A 19,864-nucleotide genomic window follows, 5' to 3' on the forward strand; every position below is an offset into this window, starting at 1 on the left:
GTATTGAATATTAGTTTCTATGCTGATGATAATATAATGACTTGCAAACCGACACTTGTAATAAAAGTCAGAAAATTTTAGTCACAAGTCATTTCATTCTGCGATTGCGACCATTTCTTCACCTGATCGTACTTTACTCGGCGTTGTACCAAAACGACGGCGGTAGCTCTGAGTAAAATAAGACTGGCTAGAAAAACCTGCCTCCATCGCAATATCGACAATACTCATCTTACTCGTTAACAATAGCTTGTGCGCATACAGGAGGCGGCGCTCGCTAATCCAAGCTCGCGGGGACATACCATAGTGCTCATTAAAAAGCTCTTTGAAAGTCGTTAGGCTTGCGCCAAACTCCTGAGCATAATCATTGAGCTTCCATTCTTTCAGATAATGCAATTCCATAAATCTACGCAGCCTTTCTGACGTGCGATTCATCTGTTGCGAGAGCAAAGCATAAAGTTGCTCTCCTCCCTCACTGTGTAATAGCAGGATCAACATTTCTTCGTATTTTAAACGCATAATCGCACTTGGATAAGATTGCTCTTCCAGTGCTTGCATTGCTGCAATAACTTGCTCCAGTAGAATATTTAAGCCAAAGGGGAAAAGCCCCATAATAGCTTTATCCGACTTTGGCAATGTCATTAGCAAATCGCTATGTTTTTGTAATAGCTGGCTCACCAGCTCATTTTCAAATTCTATGATCATCGATTGGTATTCTTCACCAAGAGTCGAGTATTCAAACAAATAATCGCCTTGAGACAAAAAAATTCCACTACCAGCAAGAACATTAACTGTACAATCTCCAGTTTGAACTTTTAACTGACCGCTACGAACAATAACAATTTGAGAATGATCTGAATGAAATACCTCATCAAAGCTTTCCTGAGTTGAAAACCTGTGAGTTTTTTCAAAACAAGCGCCGAATTTATCCGTGTTTAATTGGCCTGACACATTCATTTCCTAACCTTCATCATATTCACTCCTTGTTTTAAAAGCACAGGAGTTCCAAAGCACCATCAGTTAGCGATAACACCCTAATAATGCATTAGTAATTTAAGAAGAAAAGAAAAGAGCACAGTAAGTTAGCAACCAACTATACCCCCCCGTATTTAAAGCAAAATGCTCAAAACCCCCGCTGTCAAGCGGGGTAAATAAAACTAAACATGCGAGTTCCCTGAGTTAGATTATTGGTATTACAGGGAACGCTAATTTTTGCATTTAATTAGTATTAACTAAAGTTATAACTACTGAGAGTTATATTAATAACTTTTATTTATTATTAGAACAAAATGAAATTACTTAACACTACATTCTCAAACATGAGACACGGGAGTATGCAAGCGCACACGCACTCAAAATTTCATTCCAGTCAAGCCAACTTATCCGATAACCGAATTATAATCACAAAGTTAGCAACTTAGGCAACAATCATAAGTGATAAATTTCACTGTCCCGATGAGCTAAAAAGTCAAATGTATATCATTTAGATGAGTAAAAATCATTTCATATGAGCACATATTAAATATAAGAAAACCTTATTTTAGTAGCCACTAATTAAGAAAACACAAATTAACCAACCACACCGTTCCGGTTTTGTTGTTAATTTTTTGTTGAGCTTAACACTATATCAACACGTTTCTCACCAGGTTCAAAATGATATTCAACCAAGCTTTGAGCAACTACGCTTCCTTTATCTAACAGTCTTGCTCGGATTTTCATATTCCCATCACCGGCCTGAAGAGGTGAAATCAAAAATGAATACTGAATCGGCAATTGAACCCCTTCATACTCTTGCTCTGCCGACGTTAGACACCTATTATCAACCACTTGACACATATCCACTTCTACTTTAGTTACAACAGGTGAAAAATAATCATCTATAGAGATCCAACCGTACACCTGAGCTTGAGACTTCTTACTAAAAGTATCCGTATTCGAAATGGACTGACTGCATCCACTCAAAGCAACCAGAAATACTAGACCGGACCATAAAGGCTTTTTCATTCAAAAAAATCCAAGTTTAAGTAAATTAGAGGGAATTGGTGTAAATTTATACAGCCACGTTGCTAAAATCAACCTTTTAGATTGTAGATTTGAACAAGGTGCACGCCTTAAAAAAACAGATCCGGTTCATTGTGCGTCGTATAAGTAATTGTCAATTCTTTGTATTTACAAATAATAATATCATTAGATACAGATCATTTTTCTGATAATAGAGTCTCGCAGTTTTGAATTAATTAATAAGAACATTTCAATAAACAAACCATCAATAACATACCGCATACAAAAACAAACACTATCACTTAACTCTTTGAAAGCATTACCTGAACGATGAAACTTGGTGCACAATTATTGAGTATCCATATAAAAAACACTCAGTCTCGACCAAAATATAAAAAACTACACCAAATAATGATAAACAAGAATGCCGCTCTCACATATGTTCATTGAGAAAAACGAAAATAAGGATCCTACATATGTCAGCACGCCAGAAAATAGATGAGGTGCTAACTCAATTTGCTCATCAAATAGGCTTGCCTGAATTACGCTTAACTGATAATGAACTCAGTCTTGCATTTGATGATGCAATACGAGTTCACTTTTTATATCACCCTGATCAGGAAACACTTCAAATAGAAGCAGAGGTGGTCAATTTAGCTGTGCTCAGTAGCGACCTTTGCCGTTCTTTGCTTGCTTTCAATCATCACTGGCCAGAGTACGAGCTCTTTTTTAGTCTCGACAACAATAGAAACGTCTTGTGTCTACATAAACTACTAAGTAGTGAAAAGCTTGATTATGCTTACTTCGAGTCTGCGCTAGCTGAACTTATTACACAGTGTGAGTCTTGGGAGTCACTATTGACAGCCTTTGAGACTCCGGAGCAAAACCTTGGCTTGCCAAATACTGCAGACTTAAGGGTGTAAGAGTACTATGTCGAATGATATTCAACCCACGAGAAACAACGCTCATGTTTTTACCTTAGACACGTCAACAGAGCGTAATAACGTATCAAAGAAAACCTTTTATGGCCGCTCAGTCACTTTACTTGGCTCTTCGGAACGTAAACAACACAAGGCTCAAGCGAAAATATCACTTAACAAGCAACTAAATCAGCTAAGTAATCTTGCACTTAGCAGCACTGTACTTAGTGATGATAAGCAGTTTGCAATCAACTCGCTCTATAAACGAAAAGTAGAAGTTCTTTAAGAACTGTGAACAGGTTTTCAAATAAGACAGGCTAAGTTAGCGCAACCGCTTTATCTCTATGCTCAATGGTGATTGGACTTAGGAGGTAAGCAGACAGATAAGATAGCACTATTAGCCTCAATGTCTTGACCTCTGGAAAGCAAAACGTTTATCTAGACTTAAAATTCCGTTAAGCTGTAATGACTTCAATACTACGGATTACTCAATTGATATTTAGCCGCTCCATTCTTTCAGTGTTTGCTTTCTCCTGCCTTGTTATTTTGAGCAGTAGTGCAGTGGGCATGCAAGCAAGTGAGCAAAGTATCGAGCTAATATCACCCAAACTGATTAACGACCAAAACCATTACCAGATTAGTCCCATTAAGTGTCCAGAGTTAGAGCAGTATCACCAAGCTTCAGCCCATCATTGTTGTGGCTCGACATGTCTACTTAAATTGACCAACAACCAATCCATATCAACAGCGCAACTTTCTCTGCCAATACTTGCTCCATTAGATTTAGAAGATATAGGTAAAGCTATCACGCGCGCTCGTACTTTGTTCCGCCCTCCAATCGCTTAGTTCCCATCTTCACAAACTCTTACCGCGCTCAATGCGTTAAGAATTCATACCCAAAATAGTTGTAGCTGCATCTAGGCGGCGAGCCTGATCACCCCAATCAGCATAGGTGTTGTATTTGGTTTGCTGGGCAGCTTCAAATATGAACGGGATCAAGCTATTTGATAATCGGAATTTATATAGGAATAAGCGATGAAAAAGCTATTTACTCTTTTTTCTTCTTTGATTGTTGCCTTATCGGTACAGGCTGCACAATTTGAAGAAGGGACACATTACAAAGTATTAGACACAGACAAATCGGCAACACCAAAAGTCACAGAGTTTTTCTCATTCTACTGTCCTCATTGCTACAAATTTGAACCTGTGGTTGAGAACCTAAAAGCATCTCTGCCTGAGAATGCAAAGCTGGAAAAAGTCCATGTTGCGTTTATGGGCTCTAACATGGCTGTTCCGATGGCTAAGTCTTACGCAACCATGGTTGCTTTAGATGCTGAAAAAACTATGGTTCCTGCTATGTTCAAACAGATCCATGAACTACGAAATGCGCCAAAAGATGAGCAAGCGTTACGCCAAACCTTTATTGACAATGGAATTGATGCAGAGAAGTTTGATGCAACATACAACAGTTTTGTGGTCAATTCCATGCAGCGCGGATTCGACAAACAGTTCGCAAACAGCACCCTCACAGGTGTCCCAGGTGTCTTAGTTAATAATAAGTACATTGTAAAAGCGGACCAAATCCGTTCATTTGAAGAGTACAATCAGTTGGTAAACTACCTTCTGACTCTTTAAGACTATACACCAAAGAAATCAAAAGCCAGAGCATCTTGCTCTGGCTTTTTAGATTTCTCCAACTCGCTATCGCCTCTTAGTTTGACTAGCTCGTATTGCCCTGTTGAGTTTGTCCATGAACTGTGGATGACGGTTAAGAAATGATTTGGAGATGTAAACACCAAACTCTTTCTCTTCCTGTAAGATAACTTTGTATTTGGTATTGTTTTTAAACCTGTGATTGTAGACTTCTTCTGCCACCAATACGGCGTTCACTTCTTGCTTATCTAACATACTAATTAACGATGTAATACTCTCGGCCGGATGTGCTAAGTTGAAACCCGTTTTCGTCAGCCAACGATTTGTATTGGTGTTTAGTAAGCTAGCGACTGTATACCCTGACTTGGGGTAAGAAGAAAACTCTCCGTGATGACTGGTCAATACAATCCAGACCCAACGATTGGTCATTACTGACTCAGAGAAAACCGCATATTTGTCGCGCTCATCGTTCTGAGAAGCCATAAAAAAGCCATCTGAGCGCCCAGTTTTTAGCTCAGCCAATGCACGCCCGTGATTAGAGTTAATTTCAATGGTGTAGTCTATGCCGACTGAGTCCAGTATCGACTTCATTTTATCAAGCCCAATTCCACTATGACTGCCTGTGCTGTCAACGGTGGTATAGGGTGGAAAATCTGGACAAAAGAAGTGCATTTTATACTGTGCGTGTACGTAGCTACTGCCAAAGCACAGCCAAGCGAATATCCAAGTGTATAAAGTCCTACTAATCATCAAACTAAGCTATTAAGAATCCATATCTTTAATATAGGCTCATCCTATAGCGTACACCAATCTATCATTGTGATCTCAAAAGCAACTTTCACTCTAACGTCTACTTAGCAGACGCAAAAGCCAGAACATGATGTTCTGGCTTTGGGTTTAAGCTATTAGCGCAATTAGAAGGTAGAAGCGGCTCGTTCCCAGTCGGTTAGCAATTTCATGATCTGCAGAGAGTCATCTGGCGTAGCACTTGGTCTATCGAGTGACTTGCGGCCCAACTTCACGGCCTGTCGAATGTTTCTTACCTGATAATAGAACCCATCCCCTTTAGCTTGTACCTTAACTGATTTCTGCGAGGTTTCATAAACTTCGACACTGTATTGGTTTTCTTCTGTGGGTAGCCAAGGGTTGGTCGTAAGATTGATTGCGCCTTTTGAACCAAGAATTTTGAATCCATGCTTTAAGCCGTGATCTTCTGCTGTGTGCATTTGAGCTGTCACATTTTGACCAAACTTAAAGATGGCGCTAGACTCGCAAAGGTTACCATCTTGCCCTTTGCGCCCAATGGCTTGAACCTCTGTATTTTCGAAGATACTGTCGCCAAATTGATTTTGCAGGACAAGATGCATCAGTGACACAGGATAACAGCCCAAGTTATACAGTGCGCCCTTACTCTCAGGGTTAACAAACTGACTAATAGCAGCAATGTAAGAGCCTTGGATGCTGCGCACTTCCCCAATTGTGCCCTGCTTTAGTGTTTCTAAAATCGATTGAATCAACGGATGATTAAGATACATTAACCCTTCTGCAAAAAACACATCGTGCTCACGAACCGCATCTAATGCGGCATGAGTTTTTTCCATATCGATAGAGAGGGATTTCTCGCACAGTATCGCTTTGCCTTTCTGCGCTGCTTTGATGACATAGTCATGGTGAAGATGGTTCGGCAATGCAATGTAAACCACCTCAACGTCACTATCTTCTATCAACTTATCCATTGAAAGGTACGTCTTGGCAACAGAGTGCTTGCTGGCAAATTCTTCAAGCGTCTGTGGGTTTCGGCCTGCAACCGCATAAAGATCGCTTTCACTGTCCCCCGCAATCGCTGCTGCCATCACATCAGAGATAAAGCTCGTTCCTAGAATGCCCCACTTCATTATGCTTCTCCCACTTTGTGACTGTTAGTTGCACTGACCAGTTCTGTCATACCTAGAGCGATAAAGGCTTGTGTATGAGGCATAGCAAAATGTGCCTCAATCGCTAACTGGTCGTCGTATCGCTCCCACAATATGACGCGTCGAGGGTCGTTAACATCAAACGTTGCTGTCGCCTGTTGGCAGCCTGACTCCGACTCCATATCCGAGCAAAACTGTTCAATTGCTTTCCTTGCCACGGCTAAGTCTACATCAGTGTTTACTCTTAGCTCCGCAGTGACAAAAATTGTTGAGTCCATTATTCAGTAAACCTTATTTTCTTCACGTTAAGCAAATCATGTTATTACAGCGCTCAGATTGTTAAACTAGGACAATGTTTTTTGTTTAACAACCCAGAGTGTTTAATGGACAAGCTCACCAGTATGAAGGTTTTTTGTCATGTCGCAGAACAAGGCAACTTTCGCCTTACCGCGGACTATTTTTCGATGTCTTCAACCATGGTCGGCAGACACATAAAACATCTTGAAAGTTTACTTAACACACCGCTGATTCATCGCACGACAAGAAAGCAAACCTTGACAGACTCTGGAAGAATTTACCTTAAAGAGTGCCAGAGAATTCTCGAAGATATCAGCAATACTGAAAGCCTTATCTATGATTTGCAGAACAAACCTAAAGGCACGGTAAAAATCAACGCACCTGTCACCTTTGGTACTCAGGCTCTCGCACCTATTTTGTCTGACTTCATCATTCAATACCCTGATATCAGTATTGATTTGGAGCTAGACAACGGTGTAGTTGACCCATACAAAAGTGAGGCTGACTTTATTATTAGAATTGGTCTGCTAAAAGACTCCAACTTGGTGGCAAGATACCTAGGAGAATATGATCTTATCTATTGCGCTTCACCCGATTACCTCGCTAGGCATGCCAAGATTATTCAGCCAGAGGACCTGACTGGCCACTCTTGCCTTGGCTTTCGCTATCACGATATTTCAGATACTCCGAGTACTAAGTCGGATTCACGCCAACATATCAAGTTGATGGCAAACAACGGAGAGGTACTTCGTCAAGCCGCTTTGAAAGGTGTGGGGGTTGTTATGCAGCCTCGCATTTTGCTTGAGCAAGATCTTAAGTCAGGCGCGCTTGAGCAAGTGCTAGAGAGCTTTCCTCTGCCAACAAAACCGATTCATCTTGTTTATAAAGACAAACAATTATCGCTAAAAGACCGAACCTTTGCCGACTATCTGTTAAGCGCTTTAAGGCCTTGAAAATACGCTCTCTAATCCCCTTTTAGTACAGACAAACAATAGCTAGAAAGTTAGTATGTTTGCTAAAGTGGTTAAAGACATTATGGAGAGCCTCATTGTGGCACTAGAAAAGTTCGACGATATTTACCAACGCGCAGCAGAGCGCAAAGGTGGGGAAGCAAACCTAGAGTCATTACTATCTAAACCATTACCAATGGATCAACTGATGCAGATTACCAATGATCGTTGGCTATCCGCATTCAGTATGAAGGTGTTTCAAAGTGGCATTTCTTGGAAGGTAGTACGAAACAAATGGCCTAACTTTGAAGAGGTGTTCTTTGCTTTTAAGATTGAACCGCTCTTGATGCTTTCTGACGAACAATGGGACAACAAAGCGTCTGATACTCGAATCATTCGCCATCATGCCAAAGTGAAATCCATTCAAGCGAATGCTCAAATGCTACACGAAGCTTCTCTACAACATGGCTCATTTTCCAACATGATCGTCAACTGGCCAAGTGAAGACATTACGGGGCTATGGAGTTATCTCAAGAAGCATGGTAACCGTCTTGGTGGCAACACAGGCCCATACAGTTTGCGCCAAGTGGGAGTCGATACCTTTATCCTCTCGGGTGATGTTGAAAGCTACCTACGTAACTACAAAATCATTGAAGGGGGCAAAGACACCAAACGCTGTCTTGCAGCAGCCAACAGCGCTTTTGCTCACTGGCAACAAGAAAGCGGGCGTTCACTAACAGAAATCAGCCAAACTATCGCCTTTAGTACGGGTGATAACCGCGTATAGGCCCTTAACATTTATTGAGCTGATTGCCACTGCTCGCGAGTGATTTTAAATAAGCAGTGGCGCTCTAACTCGTGACCTTTCGGTAACTTGGGATGGTCAAAATCTTGCCCTGTGTTGCTCATGCCAATTTTTTCCATCACCCTTTGTGAAGGTAAGTTTGGCAAAGCGGTAAAGGAGTAGACCTGCTCTAACTTCAATTCCATGAAAGCAAATTCCAAAGCAGCTTGAGCCGCTTCTGGCGCGTAGCCCTTGCCCCAATGTTTAGAATCTAATCGCCAACCAATTTCAACAAATGGTGTGTTGGGTAAACCGCTTTCTTCACTTTGCGCAAGCAGACCCACAAAGCCAATAAACTCTTGGGTACTTTTTAGCTCAACTGCCCAAAAGCCATAGCCATTGTTATCTATATAGCTACGTGCACGGCCTACTTGAGCAGTGGTCTCTTCCTTGGTCATCACCGACGGGAAATAACGCATCACCTGCTCGCTAGCATTGATCAGGCAATAGGGGTCAATATCTGAATCTTGCCACTGTCTTAGCTGAAGTCTTTTAGTTTCTAGCATTGATGTTCCTTCGTCTGTTGGTAAACCCATTAAAATTGCCGTTATTGCTCTAGCTTAACCATTACTTTTTCGCACAATGTTTTCAATAGGATTAGCTCATCAAGATCGAGCTGAATCTTACATTTCATCTCAGCAGGGATGGCAAGGGCTTTAGCTTTAAGCGCTCTTCCCTCTTCGCTGAGTTTGAGCACCCTAACCCTTTCATCTAGTTCGCTTCTTCCTCTCACTACAAAGCCCTTCGCATCAAGCCGCTTCAATAAAGGGGTTAAAGTGCCAGAATCTAGGTGTAATCTTGCACCTATGTCCTTGACGCTAATCCCATCACTTTCCCACAGCACCATCATGACAAGGTACTGGGAATAAGTGAGGTCTAGGGCATCTAATAACGGGCGATAGGTTCGAATCACCGCATTGGAAGCGCTGTAGAGAGGAAAACAAACCTGATTCTCTAACAATAAGCTTTCTTCTTCAGTTAGCTGTTTCTCACTATCGCAGTAACTCATTCCACTACCCTTTCAAATTAAATTGCGCACAATATACTTGCATTCCAGCTTTGTTTCGATCTAATATTGTAAACAATTAAATTGCGCGCAACTCAAAATAAGGATACAAACATGACGACACTATACAAAACTAAAGCAACAGCACTGGCGGGCAGAAACGGCTTGGTTAAAACAGATGATGGCTTGCTTGAACTAGAGCTCGCTTATCCAAAAGAAATGGGCGGCACCGGCGCTGCTACCAATCCAGAGCAACTGTTTGCCGCAGGTTATTCAGCCTGCTTCTCAAATGCTATTTTGCATGTTGCCCGCGAAGGTAAAGTGGCTCTAAAAGAAGCACCAGTGACAGCAGAGGTTGGGATTGGTCCGAACGAACAAGGAGGGTTTGCGCTAACGGTAAGCCTTGCTGCATCAATAGATCTACCTCAAGAACAAGCGCTCGAACTGGTTCGCGTTGCGCATCAAGTGTGTCCTTACTCAAACGCTGTACGCGGGAATATCGACGTAGAAGTCACGGTAAATGGCCAAGCAATCTAATTGGTGTTGATTGTGTAAACAGAGAGTGCCGACCCCTGAGGTCGGCATTTGTTGCTTTAAAGCTCAAAATTACGCTTGGTAGCTTTTGCGAAGTTCTTTGGCCGCTAACACCATATTGGCCAGTGACGCTTCTGTTTCTGCCCAGTTACGTGTTTTCAGTCCACAATCTGGGTTCACCCATAAGCGCTGTGCCGGAATCTTCTCCGCCGCTTTGTTGAGTAGGCCTTCGATCCATTCTTTAGTTGGAATGTTTGGTGAGTGAATGTCATAGACACCTAGGCCAATCTCATTTGGATAGTTAAAGTCTTCAAATGCCTTAAGCAGTTCCATGTTTGAACGCGATGTTTCTATTGTAATCACGTCTGCATCTAGCGCGGCGACAGATTCAATGATCTCATTAAACTCTGAGTAACACATGTGAGTGTGGATCTGGGTTTCTGGTTTAGCACTTGCCGCTGAAATCTTAAACGCATCCACTGCCCATTCTAAGTACTCTTTATGATCTCGCTTCTTAAGTGGCAAACCTTCACGAATCGCTGGCTCATCAATTTGGATGATATTAATGCCCGCATCTTGTAAGTCTGAAACTTCATCACGCAGTGCTAGCGCAAGTTGATCCGCGATTTGCTTGCGCGTGATGTCCTCACGTGGGAATGTCCAACAAAGAATCGTTACTGGCCCCGTTAGCATGCCCTTCATCTGTTTCGATGTTAAAGACTGAGCATAAGTAGACCATTCCACCGTCATCGGTTTTTCGCGTTCAATGTCAGCAACCACAATGGCAGGCTTAACGCAGCGAGATCCGTAGCTCTGTACCCAACCAAATTTGGAGGTTTGGAAACCCGCTAAGTTTTCTGCAAAGTATTCCACCATATCGTTACGTTCAGCTTCGCCGTGAACCAAGACATCCAGATCCAACGCTTCTTGGCGTTTAACCGCATCCGCAATATGACCTTTTAACGCTTGATCGTATTCCGTTTGTGACAACTTACCTGTGCGATAGGCACTGCGCTGAATTCGAATCTCGCTCGTTTGTGGGAAAGAGCCAATGGTGGTGGTTGGAAACAATGGTAGTCCCAAGACTTCACTTTGGTGCGCTGCCCGCTCTGCATACGGTGCACTACGCTCGGCCAAAGACTTAGTAATACTATTTAATCTCGCTTGAACTTGTGGCTTATTGACATGAGTTGCGGTTTTACGTGCTTGAATCGGTGCACTATAGGTATCACAAGCAAGAATAGCTTCTTGGCTACCATCTAGCGCCTTACCCAGTAGTGCCACTTCCGTTACTTTCTGCTTAGCAAAAGCAAACCAACTGCGCACTTCTTCCGTCAGAGCAGGCTCTAATTCTAGATCCACCGGACTATGCAGTAGTGAACACGAGCTCGCTACCCATAACTTGTCACCGAGCTTGTCTTTAAGCGGTTGCAGTAACGCCAGTTGAGCGCTCAAATCTGCGCGCCAAACATTGCGCCCATTAACCACACCAGCAGACAATACCCAATGTTCAGGCAGTTTTTCGACAACAACGTCTAGTTGTTCAGGCGCTGCCGACAAATCAATATGTAAGCCATCGACTGCTAACTCGACAACTTTATCAAGCGTATCGCTAACCGAATCAAAATACGTGGTAAGCAGAACCTTCACATCACTGCGAATCACTTGATAGGCGAGTTTAAAGGCATCTTGCCAAGGCTTGTTTAGCTCAAGAGAGAGGATCGGTTCATCAATCTGTACCCACTCAACACCTTGTTTCGCTAGCTTCGCTAAGATTGCCTGATAAGCGGTTAATAGACGAGGTAGCAAAGACAGGCGATCAAACCCCTCTTCTACTTCCTTACCAAGGTAAAGATAGCTCAGAGGGCCAAGTAATACAGGCTTGACTTTATGACCGGCTTTCACAGCTTCGTTGACCTCTTCAAACAGTTGAGGCCAGCTCACTTCAAACGTATCGTCCTGACTGAACTCCGGCACAATATAATGGTAGTTGGTGTTGAACCACTTAGTCATATCTGAGGCTGCGTGGCCGCTACAATCACATCCCGCTTGAGATTGACCACGACCGACTTTGAACAGAGTATCTAGATCAGGGAAACCATCACGATGTCGCTTTGGAACGTGTCCTAGTAGCAATGTAGTCGTAAGAACATGATCATACCAAGCAAAATCACCAGCTGTAACAAACTCTAATCCGGCTTCAGATTGCGTATTCCAGTTTTTGTTACGTAACTCAGCGCCTACCGCTTTTAGCTCAGCTTGGTCAATTTCGCCACGCCAGTATTTCTCTAGCGCGAATTTGAGTTCACGTTTTTCACCAATGCGAGGGTAACCTAGTATATGTGTTGTCGTTGTCATCTTGCCGATCCTTCTGATTCTCAATTTTGCAATTTATTAATACTGCGCAGAACACCTTCAAGATGTCTGGATGGCTAAACTATCTCGCCAAAATCAAATTTGGACAATCTCCAAATACTTAACTTGTTTATTAGAAAATTTCATAATCGCAAAACACCTGTTTCAATAACCTAATCAACAAAAATAGTTAGCACTATAGACGTCTAGATGTTTACACCCCTATAAAAACAAGGTAGGTTATAAATATTCATGCTGTTCACACATCATCTGAGGGAAATTCATGATTGAGCTCAAGCATCTGAAAACATTGACTACTTTGCGTGATACTGGTTCGCTGACAGCGACAGCCACCACGCTACATTTAACTCAATCTGCTTTGTCACATCAGCTCAAAGATCTCGAAGCAAGAATTGGTGGACAGCTATTTTTGCGTAAAACTCGCCCGGTGAAGTTCACTTCCGAGGGTGAGATCTTTCTAACATTGGCTGATGATGTGTTGCCTAAAATTGCCAAAGCAGAAAATGAAATTGCGAGCTTGAAAGAGGATGTCAACGGTCGACTGCACATGGCGATTGAATGCCACTCATGTTTCCAGTGGTTAATGCCTGCACTTAAAGAGTATCAGGTGGCTTGGCCTAGCGTAACGTTGGACTTTTCTTCCGGGTTTGGATTCGAACCTTTGCCTGCCCTTATGGCGGGAGAACTCGATTTGGTCATCACCTCAGATATTCAACCGCGCTCGGAAGTGCACTACGAGCCTTTGTTTGATTTCGAGATGCGTTTAGTCACTTCAATTTCTCATCCTTTGGCGGAAAAAAAGTGTATCGAACCAGAAGATCTTGCTGAACAAACCATGCTCTCTTACCCAGTACATAAATCTCGTTTGGATGTAGTTAAGCACTTCTTACAGCCTGCTGGAATTGAGCCAGCAAGGTGGAAACAGGCGGATAATACTTTGATGTTGATTCAGATGGTTTCTGCCGGACTTGGCGTTGCCGCCTTACCTAATTGGGCAATCAGCGAATTTTCAAGACAAGGACTTATTTCTAGCATTCCACTAGGCAATGGGCTATGGCGACGTTTATTTGCAGCGACACGTAACGCTGATAAGAACAAACGCTATCTACAAGCTTTTTTTAATACGGCTAGAACTCAGTCTCAAAGCCACTTGGATGGAATTAAAACAGTGTGATTGGTAAGCAATAGTGAGCTAAAAGAGGCTGGACGCCTCTTTTAGTTTATCTGTCATATGATTTGAACTGGTTAGTTAAAGGGTCGTATTGATAGCCAAGTATGTCGAGCTTACCGGTCACCGCTTCAACATCCATTTCGTACATAGAAACTAACTCTTCAAAAGAGTCACACTCCAAACGTAGCTTTTCATTCACTATTCCTAATAAGATAATACTATCAAAGCTCGCTGCATTACTGAGATCCATTGACACCTCCTTTTATGCTACTGCTCTTAAAAGAGTAGCTATAAATAGGCGCTTTGAAAGTGAGCCAGATCTAATCTTTATTCAGATTTAAAGAGCAAATAGTGCCTGATTGGATGTGCTCGCAATTAGCATAAACGCCAACGCAATCCCCAACTGCATTTTATTAATTTCTTTCGTTGCCAACATATGCCAGCACCAAACCAATACAGCGCTAATCATCAACGCGACACCAACCAAGAGCGACTGTGTCACTGCGGTCAAGGTTTCGTTATCTAGGCCATAAGCTTTGAGCAATATAGCGAGACTCATCAACATCGCAGAGACAACACCTGAAACCGGTAGAATTCGGTGAAATGCCTGCAATCGAGTGCGAGCAACAGTAAGAAGTAAGTGAGCCAACAATCCTCCCAGTAAGAAAGTTTGAACAATTATACTTAAGCTAGCAGCAACCGACGCTTGTAAACTTACTTCGATTCCGACATAAGCAAGTGCCAAACCATTAGCTAGATACATCACCCATATTGGACCTTGGTCGCGAGTCTTTTTTGTTTGCACTTGAGTGTAAAAGTAAGCTACGGCAAATACGATCATCATAGCTTCAATGCGTAGTGACGCAACCGCCAGCCATAAGAGCGCTAAAGAAGGAAGCACTTTATGGATACGCCCTCTTTGACCAGGGCATATATCACCTTTGACTAAAATAAGGGTAAGAATAAACTGCGCACCAAGTAACATAGGCGCGAAAACGGCGAGTAATTGCTGAACCATAACGTCATCGATTTATGAAATTGTTGGCTGCGGATAATAGCAGATTGAGCAGTTTTAGCCATTGGCGAAATGTTCTAAAATATCCTGATTGGTCACAATGCCTAAATACTCTCCTGAATCGTTTACGACTAGCCAAGGCGGTTTGATGCCCGCTTTGATAATTTCGTTGATTTTTGAAATTTTGGTATGGAACGAAGCCGTATACACATTGGTACGCATCACTTGGTTAAGTCGTTTTTTAGTAATTGATAGGTCTTTAATGGTTTCTAGTTTAGTGCCTAAGGTAGGAGAAAGGTGATAATTCAACTCTTCTCGGCCAACGATACCCACACATTCTTTTCGATCTACAATCGGAATAACATCAAGTCGATATTGGCCGGAATCAAATAGTGCGCGCGCTTTTTCTATGGTATCGTCCGGTGCCAACGTTGGAATATGTACTTGAGTAATACTAAGTATTCCAACTTGTCTCGCATGCCCGGCGCTCGATAAAAAGCTATCAAGTTTCTCATAGTATCCCCAAGCATTTTCCAGCTCTTCTAATGGCAAAGGTTTAGAGAAAAAATAACCTTGAATAAAGTCCACACCTAGACTGCATATCACCTCTAACTCGTTGCGGGTTTCCACCCCTTCCGCGACCACTTTAACATTTAAGGTATGCGCAAGCTGGGTGATCATTTTGACAATATAATATTTGTGTGAACCCTCTTTGAGGTCTTTTACAAACTCTCGGTCAATTTTTAAAACGTCAAAGTTACAATCGCTCAGATATGCAAATGAGCTATAACCTGTGCCAAAGTCATCAATGGCGACACTCACACCTCTGCGCCGAATATTTCGGATCAAACTCGATTGACGAGATTCACTGTCAAAGTAAGCACTTTCGGTAAGTTCAATTGTGACGGTATCTGGGCTAGAGGCATATTGATGGACCAAGGAGTCAGCACTTTGTAACACCTCATCAACTTCGAGTTTGGTATTTAATGACCGATTGATCGTCACACCTAAACCATTGCCGAACCTAGCTTGTATTTTGTTGAGATCTTGCAGCGCTTTTTTACCCACACACCAATCAAGATCAGACACCAAATCTAGGTCCTCAGCAATCATAACCATCTCTTGAGTGTTTAGGAATTTACCGTTAGGGCCTTTAAAGCGACTCAGTGCTTCAAATTTAACAATATCCCAGTTTTTTACATCAACAATTGGTTGATAATAAACTTCAACCTCTTGAGATTTAATCAGTTTCTCTGCCCACTCTTCCAGTTCTTTACGTCTTAGCACCTCTTTGTGTAATGCTCCGTGGTAAAAGGTGATTTGCCCTCTTTGGGCACTTGATTGCTCTAACATGGCTTGAACAGCATGAGAAACAAGCTTCTTAGGACTATGTGTATCATGCCTAAGTACCGACACCCCTACACGACCACTAATGATTGCATTGTGGATAGTTTTACCTGCAGACTGGTTTAACGTGGCAAAAAAGCGTCGAATGGTTTGGTGGATCAATCTTATCTGAGAAGGCCCAGCAATCTTTTCACACTCCAAACAGGCGACAAAATAATTGCTGCCCAAATAGCCAACATACTTAACGACTTTATTCTTATTCAAATGCTCCGAAAGCATAGATTTAAGCTCAAAGTCGTCCACTTGTGCAAAACTTGGATGGAACGCAACGACCATACTAATATTAGGCTCGGCAGCATCCATCCATTGGTTTGTAATGGAGCGCGTAAACTGTTTCTCTGTTGGCAGTTGAGTCAGTAGTTCTATCCCTCCCCGCTCCACATCAGCGATTCGGTAAAGATTGTTGGATAAATCTAAATAAACACCAACATAAAAAGTGCCTTCGACTAAATTGATCTGTTGAAGAGTCAAATCCTGCGGATAGGTTTTACCTAATGAGCTTTGAATTAGAACCACACCAGACCAACTCCCTTCTTCGTCAATTTGTTGCCATATTTTTTGATAGAATCCAGAACTATGTTTATCGGAGTTGAGCTTATCCATCGGTTGACTCACCAATTGTTGATTGGTGTAATGGGTATGCTTTAGAAAATAATCATTGCACGCGATAATCGTGCGCGAGCTATCTGCGAGAACGACCCCATGATGAGGATTGTTGAAAAGCTGCTCGAACAAGGCACTGAGCGTTGACGTGGTCGCGTGGACAAACAGCAAAGGTGTCACACTCCCCTTAACGGTATAACGGTCTTCACCTTTAAAAAGTAATTCTACATAACAACATTGGTCATCACTAAGCTGTAAACAACAACAAAACCGCTGACTAGAATGATACTTACTTGATTCGGCAAGGAGGTTTAATAGCTCGGTTTGATCGTGATAGCTCATGCATGGAAGCAATACATTGCCTGTTAGCGACGGAAGATCAGAATTCAATATCTGGCGACAGCACTCTTCATCAATAGTGAGTTGATGATGCTCTAAGTCCCACACCCAATCTAAAGACTTGGTAACACTTTGGTCATTTTTCGCTGACGACAGAGCAGTGGAGCCTAACTCCCGATACATAGGGTCATCCTTTAGTTTAGCTAGCCCTAGTATTAAAGTTAGAACAAGTTCCCCTAAGTGACATTATTATTAGCAAGATATTCAAGTACTGTCTTCGAGCTAATAATACCTTTGAACAAACCTTGGTCATCAATAAGTACCCACGGGAAAGCGGTATTTTTCTTAATCAGTTGCCCTATTTTTGATTGCGGAGTATCCCACAATAAAGTGGTTTGAACAGGTACCATAATTCTATTCGCTGGCTTGTTCCAATAAGCTTGCTCTTTGTTTGATTCCCGATCTGTCCCCATGTTAGGTGTTAAATGAAGATTCATATTGACTCTGTCTATGTAACCAACACAAATCTTATCTTCCACCACAGGTAAGTAGTCATTAAACCCATCGGCAAAGTATTGATAAACAAGAGAGAGGCAATCTCCTGCATCGACATGGTGTCCGTGCTCGACAAGATGAAAAAGCGTGTCAGCGTCAACATCGGAATGCGTTACTGGCAATTGACAGAAATCTTTTACCTCTCTTAGCTCTGCCAGAGGCAATGGTTTTGAAAAGTAGTAGCCCTGAATATAATCAGTACCTAAGCCGCGCAGAATTTTCATCTCTTGATCTGTTTCTACACCTTCTGCAATGACTTTCAATTCTAACTGCTTGGCCAACTGAATGAGAGACTGCACAATATAGTACTGGCGGGACTGAAATGTAATATTATGAATAAAAGCCCGATCGATTTTTAGGATGTCGAAATAGCACTCCTTAAGATAACGGAATGACGCACTTCCCGTACCAAAATCATCCACTGCAATCGAAACACCCGCATCTCGCAAAAAAGACAGCACTTGTTTATTTTGTTCATCACTTTCAAAATAGGCACTCTCTGTGAATTCTAAGGTTATCGACTCGGGGTCAACTTTTGCTATATCGAGCAACATCGCTGTTCGCTCTAAGATTTCATTCAAGCCCGTTGATGTTCTTAAAGACCGATTTAAAGAAAGCTTAACCTGTGAACCAAATAACTTTTGTAGCTCTGGCAACTGCTCAACGGCAATAGAGAGTACAGCATCATCAAGCTGAACCACTTTATCTAGTTCTTCTACAATACTAATTAACTCTTGGGTTGTCGCCTCAAGCCCGCCTTCCACGGGGAAACGACAAAGAGCTTCGAATTTATCTATTTGGTTTGTAGTGATATCGACAATCGGTTGAAAATAGACTTCTACCGCTTTCTTTTCAATGGTCCTTGTGACGAACTCTTCTAAGGCTTTTTTCCTTTCAATTTGATTGTGGATATTACGGTCATAAAAGTTGATCCGCCGAGCTTGCCCTGAATGAAGCTCAAGTAACGCTTGGTAAGCATGAGAAACCATTCCGTTAGGAGTTTTCGCATCGACATCAAATACCGATACACCGGTAATCCCCTCTTTCAAGGCTGTGGCGACTTGCAATGGTGCATGCTTAAAGCTATGAAATAGCTTTTTAATTGAACGACCAATACCGGATACTACTTGGGTTGGTTGTTGAAAACTGTAAGCTAAGGTCACGACAAAACAATCATGTCCAATATACCCACAGGAGAGCACTTTAGTGTTATCTTTCAGATAGCTAGCAAATTGGCGCTTTGTCTCTTGAGCAGAGTCTTGCATGAAAGTGGGTTGTATGGCTAAAACAACCACCCCCTGTCCTGTTTCCAAATACTGACAAACTTGTGATGACTGGGCGAGAAACGTCTCTTTGCTTGGAAGTTGGGTTAACAGGTCAATTCCACCAGACTCAATGTCTTCTATCCTATCCAACTGACCAGACAAATCTGATGAAAAACCGACAAAATACGACTCACCATTACCTGGTTTCACTTTGTGAATAGTTAATTCCTGAGGAAATATCGAGCCATCGGCACGCCGCGATAATATCGTTCCGCTCCAATGACCGCTTGACTGAACTTGTTCCCATAGTTGTTGGTAATAGGCTTGTGAATGTTTACCTGCATTGAAAAGCTTTGTTTTTAGGCCAACAAGTTCATTTCTTAGGTAACCCGTCAGTGATTCAAAATGACGATTACATGCTAAAATTCGAGTCTCAGAGTCTGTAACAACTACCCCATGGTGGGCGTTTTCAAATACTGAATAAAAAATTTCTGCCGCCTCATGCTTAGAGGAGATATTTAAGCAAGGAGACAGCGTTCCTTTCAGCTCATGGGCACTCACGCGGTCAATCACTATTTCAGCATAAGCGAACAAATTTCTATCGTTCATTAAACAGCAATGTGTATAAGTACGCAGACCGGAGCTAAGAGCCGACTGAAAGGCTTCTTTGACCACAGGTCTCTGGGACTGAGGGAGTAACTCAAACAACGATCTCGCACTAAGCTGCTTAGACGAATCCCCCAGCAGCACCGCTTTCGCCTCATCATCAAACTCCAGTACTTGCGTTTTTAGGTTCAAATACCAGTCATAAGTAGCGTATTTGGTTTTACGCGCATTACTTTTTTTCTCTTCAAGCCGAGCTTCAATTACTGTCGCCATGATAGCCAACTAACGCCATAACAATAATATGCATATTATAGGTCATTGAGAGGTATATGATCGTTATTTGCTTAACACTTTAGTGGCTTTGTTGCTTAATTAGGTGAGAATACATAATAGCCCAATACTGTTCAGTTCT

At 42.2% G+C, this 19,864-nt stretch carries 20 protein-coding genes; 8 read left to right on the forward strand and 12 right to left on the reverse strand.

Features of this window, described 5'->3' with window-relative positions; all coding sequences use genetic code 11:
- Positions 1 to 93: 93 nt before the first annotated feature.
- Both APB76_RS22335 and APB76_RS22340 read right to left on the reverse strand, forming a co-directional pair.
- Complete coding sequence (locus tag APB76_RS22335; protein WP_054962595.1) at positions 94 to 954, reverse strand: helix-turn-helix domain-containing protein; 861 nt, start codon at positions 952 to 954, stop codon at positions 94 to 96.
- A gap of 642 nt (positions 955 to 1,596) precedes the next feature.
- On the reverse strand, positions 1,597 to 2,001 hold the full coding sequence (locus tag APB76_RS22340; RefSeq protein WP_054962596.1) for a YscW family type III secretion system pilotin: 405 nt from the start codon (positions 1,999 to 2,001) through the stop codon (positions 1,597 to 1,599).
- 473 nt (positions 2,002 to 2,474) lie between these two features.
- Between APB76_RS22340 and APB76_RS22345 the strand changes: the two genes are divergently transcribed.
- The 4 genes from APB76_RS22345 (at position 2,475) to APB76_RS22360 (ending at position 4,553) form a co-directional block, all read left to right on the forward strand.
- A complete protein-coding gene (locus tag APB76_RS22345) occupies positions 2,475 to 2,921 on the forward strand; it encodes a CesT family type III secretion system chaperone (protein WP_049844983.1) in 447 nt (148 codons plus the stop codon).
- A gap of 7 nt (positions 2,922 to 2,928) precedes the next feature.
- Positions 2,929 to 3,204: a T3SS regulon translocated regulator ExsE2 gene (exsE2, locus tag APB76_RS22350; RefSeq protein ID WP_049844982.1), complete on the forward strand. Its 276-nt coding sequence runs from the start codon at positions 2,929 to 2,931 to the stop codon at positions 3,202 to 3,204.
- Positions 3,205 to 3,383: 179 nt separating this feature from the next.
- Positions 3,384 to 3,764 (forward strand): hypothetical protein, encoded by a 381-nt coding sequence (locus tag APB76_RS22355; protein ID WP_054962597.1) that lies wholly within the window; start codon positions 3,384 to 3,386, stop codon positions 3,762 to 3,764.
- Positions 3,765 to 3,953: 189 nt separating this feature from the next.
- Complete coding sequence (locus APB76_RS22360) at positions 3,954 to 4,553, forward strand: thiol:disulfide interchange protein DsbA/DsbL (RefSeq protein WP_054962598.1); 600 nt, start codon at positions 3,954 to 3,956, stop codon at positions 4,551 to 4,553.
- A 66-nt stretch (positions 4,554 to 4,619) separates the two neighbouring features.
- Here the strand turns inward: APB76_RS22360 and APB76_RS22365 are convergent, their stop codons facing one another.
- The 3 genes from APB76_RS22365 to APB76_RS22375 form a co-directional block, all read right to left on the reverse strand.
- A complete protein-coding gene (locus APB76_RS22365) occupies positions 4,620 to 5,243 on the reverse strand; it encodes a substrate-binding periplasmic protein (protein WP_082173478.1) in 624 nt (207 codons plus the stop codon).
- Between the two features lie 242 nt (positions 5,244 to 5,485).
- Positions 5,486 to 6,466, reverse strand: coding sequence for a Gfo/Idh/MocA family protein (locus tag APB76_RS22370; RefSeq protein WP_049844979.1), 981 nt, complete (start codon positions 6,464 to 6,466; stop codon positions 5,486 to 5,488).
- On the reverse strand, positions 6,466 to 6,762 hold the full coding sequence (locus APB76_RS22375) for a putative quinol monooxygenase (protein ID WP_054962599.1): 297 nt from the start codon (positions 6,760 to 6,762) through the stop codon (positions 6,466 to 6,468). Before APB76_RS22375 ends, APB76_RS22370 begins: the two co-directional genes overlap by 1 nt.
- 105 nt (positions 6,763 to 6,867) lie before the next feature.
- On the opposite strand from APB76_RS22375, the gene APB76_RS22380 reads away from it, so the two are divergent.
- Positions 6,868 to 7,734: a LysR substrate-binding domain-containing protein gene (locus tag APB76_RS22380; RefSeq protein ID WP_054962600.1), complete on the forward strand. Its 867-nt coding sequence runs from the start codon at positions 6,868 to 6,870 to the stop codon at positions 7,732 to 7,734.
- Positions 7,735 to 7,831: 97 nt separating this feature from the next.
- A complete protein-coding gene (locus tag APB76_RS22385) occupies positions 7,832 to 8,518 on the forward strand; it encodes a DNA-3-methyladenine glycosylase I (protein ID WP_054962614.1) in 687 nt (228 codons plus the stop codon).
- 11 nt (positions 8,519 to 8,529) lie between these two features.
- Here APB76_RS22385 and APB76_RS22390 read toward each other — a convergent pair whose 3' ends face one another.
- The gene (locus APB76_RS22390) at positions 8,530 to 9,081 is read right to left on the reverse strand and encodes a GNAT family N-acetyltransferase (protein ID WP_054962601.1); all 552 of its coding nucleotides are present in this window, start codon (positions 9,079 to 9,081) and stop codon (positions 8,530 to 8,532) included.
- A gap of 41 nt (positions 9,082 to 9,122) precedes the next feature.
- Positions 9,123 to 9,584 (reverse strand): MarR family winged helix-turn-helix transcriptional regulator, encoded by a 462-nt coding sequence (locus APB76_RS22395; RefSeq protein ID WP_054962602.1) that lies wholly within the window; start codon positions 9,582 to 9,584, stop codon positions 9,123 to 9,125.
- 111 nt (positions 9,585 to 9,695) lie between these two features.
- Here APB76_RS22395 and APB76_RS22400 point away from each other — a divergent pair, with 111 nt between their 5' ends.
- Positions 9,696 to 10,118 carry an organic hydroperoxide resistance protein gene (locus APB76_RS22400; RefSeq protein WP_054962603.1) on the forward strand — a complete coding sequence of 141 codons (423 nt, stop codon included), beginning with the start codon at positions 9,696 to 9,698 and terminating at the stop codon, positions 10,116 to 10,118.
- A gap of 69 nt (positions 10,119 to 10,187) precedes the next feature.
- Here the strand turns inward: APB76_RS22400 and metE are convergent, their stop codons facing one another.
- The gene (gene metE, locus APB76_RS22405; protein ID WP_054962604.1) at positions 10,188 to 12,473 is read right to left on the reverse strand and encodes a 5-methyltetrahydropteroyltriglutamate--homocysteine S-methyltransferase; all 2,286 of its coding nucleotides are present in this window, start codon (positions 12,471 to 12,473) and stop codon (positions 10,188 to 10,190) included.
- Positions 12,474 to 12,753: 280 nt separating this feature from the next.
- On the opposite strand from metE, the gene metR reads away from it, so the two are divergent.
- Complete coding sequence (gene metR, locus APB76_RS22410) at positions 12,754 to 13,665, forward strand: HTH-type transcriptional regulator MetR (RefSeq protein WP_054962605.1); 912 nt, start codon at positions 12,754 to 12,756, stop codon at positions 13,663 to 13,665.
- 46 nt (positions 13,666 to 13,711) lie between these two features.
- Here metR and APB76_RS22415 read toward each other — a convergent pair whose 3' ends face one another.
- The 4 genes from APB76_RS22415 to APB76_RS22430 form a co-directional block, all read right to left on the reverse strand.
- Positions 13,712 to 13,912, reverse strand: a complete 201-nt coding sequence (locus APB76_RS22415; RefSeq protein ID WP_049844971.1) for a DUF4250 domain-containing protein — start codon at positions 13,910 to 13,912, stop codon at positions 13,712 to 13,714.
- A gap of 87 nt (positions 13,913 to 13,999) precedes the next feature.
- Positions 14,000 to 14,680 (reverse strand): hypothetical protein, encoded by a 681-nt coding sequence (locus tag APB76_RS22420; protein WP_054962606.1) that lies wholly within the window; start codon positions 14,678 to 14,680, stop codon positions 14,000 to 14,002.
- Between the two features lie 54 nt (positions 14,681 to 14,734).
- A complete protein-coding gene (locus APB76_RS22425) occupies positions 14,735 to 17,209 on the reverse strand; it encodes an EAL domain-containing protein (RefSeq protein ID WP_054962607.1) in 2,475 nt (824 codons plus the stop codon).
- Between the two features lie 53 nt (positions 17,210 to 17,262).
- Positions 17,263 to 19,725, reverse strand: a complete 2,463-nt coding sequence (locus APB76_RS22430) for a bifunctional diguanylate cyclase/phosphodiesterase (protein ID WP_054962608.1) — start codon at positions 19,723 to 19,725, stop codon at positions 17,263 to 17,265.
- Between the last annotated feature and the right edge of the window lie 139 nt (positions 19,726 to 19,864).

Source organism: Vibrio bivalvicida (assembly GCF_001399455.2).
GTDB classification, from domain to species: Bacteria; Pseudomonadota; Gammaproteobacteria; order Enterobacterales; family Vibrionaceae; genus Vibrio; species Vibrio bivalvicida.

Bases quoted from the DNA above. Each gene is read 5' to 3' on its own strand.
- APB76_RS22335 (WP_054962595.1), bottom strand. From the start codon at position 954: ATGAATGTGTCAGGCCAATTAAACACGGATAAATTCGGCGCTTGTTTT.
- APB76_RS22340 (WP_054962596.1), bottom strand. From the start codon at position 2,001: ATGAAAAAGCCTTTATGGTCCGGTCTAGTATTTCTGGTTGCTTTGAGT.
- APB76_RS22345 (WP_049844983.1), top strand. From the start codon at position 2,475: ATGTCAGCACGCCAGAAAATAGATGAGGTGCTAACTCAATTTGCTCAT.
- exsE2 (WP_049844982.1), top strand. From the start codon at position 2,929: ATGTCGAATGATATTCAACCCACGAGAAACAACGCTCATGTTTTTACC.
- APB76_RS22355 (WP_054962597.1), top strand. From the start codon at position 3,384: ATGACTTCAATACTACGGATTACTCAATTGATATTTAGCCGCTCCATT.
- APB76_RS22360 (WP_054962598.1), top strand. From the start codon at position 3,954: ATGAAAAAGCTATTTACTCTTTTTTCTTCTTTGATTGTTGCCTTATCG.
- APB76_RS22365 (WP_082173478.1), bottom strand. From the start codon at position 5,243: ATGCACTTCTTTTGTCCAGATTTTCCACCCTATACCACCGTTGACAGC.
- APB76_RS22370 (WP_049844979.1), bottom strand. From the start codon at position 6,466: ATGAAGTGGGGCATTCTAGGAACGAGCTTTATCTCTGATGTGATGGCA.
- APB76_RS22375 (WP_054962599.1), bottom strand. From the start codon at position 6,762: ATGGACTCAACAATTTTTGTCACTGCGGAGCTAAGAGTAAACACTGAT.
- APB76_RS22380 (WP_054962600.1), top strand. From the start codon at position 6,868: ATGGACAAGCTCACCAGTATGAAGGTTTTTTGTCATGTCGCAGAACAA.
- APB76_RS22390 (WP_054962601.1), bottom strand. From the start codon at position 9,081: ATGCTAGAAACTAAAAGACTTCAGCTAAGACAGTGGCAAGATTCAGAT.
- APB76_RS22395 (WP_054962602.1), bottom strand. From the start codon at position 9,584: ATGAGTTACTGCGATAGTGAGAAACAGCTAACTGAAGAAGAAAGCTTA.
- APB76_RS22400 (WP_054962603.1), top strand. From the start codon at position 9,696: ATGACGACACTATACAAAACTAAAGCAACAGCACTGGCGGGCAGAAAC.
- metE (WP_054962604.1), bottom strand. From the start codon at position 12,473: ATGACAACGACAACACATATACTAGGTTACCCTCGCATTGGTGAAAAA.
- metR (WP_054962605.1), top strand. From the start codon at position 12,754: ATGATTGAGCTCAAGCATCTGAAAACATTGACTACTTTGCGTGATACT.
- APB76_RS22415 (WP_049844971.1), bottom strand. From the start codon at position 13,912: ATGGATCTCAGTAATGCAGCGAGCTTTGATAGTATTATCTTATTAGGA.
- APB76_RS22420 (WP_054962606.1), bottom strand. From the start codon at position 14,680: ATGGTTCAGCAATTACTCGCCGTTTTCGCGCCTATGTTACTTGGTGCG.
- APB76_RS22425 (WP_054962607.1), bottom strand. From the start codon at position 17,209: ATGTATCGGGAGTTAGGCTCCACTGCTCTGTCGTCAGCGAAAAATGAC.
- APB76_RS22430 (WP_054962608.1), bottom strand. From the start codon at position 19,725: ATGGCGACAGTAATTGAAGCTCGGCTTGAAGAGAAAAAAAGTAATGCG.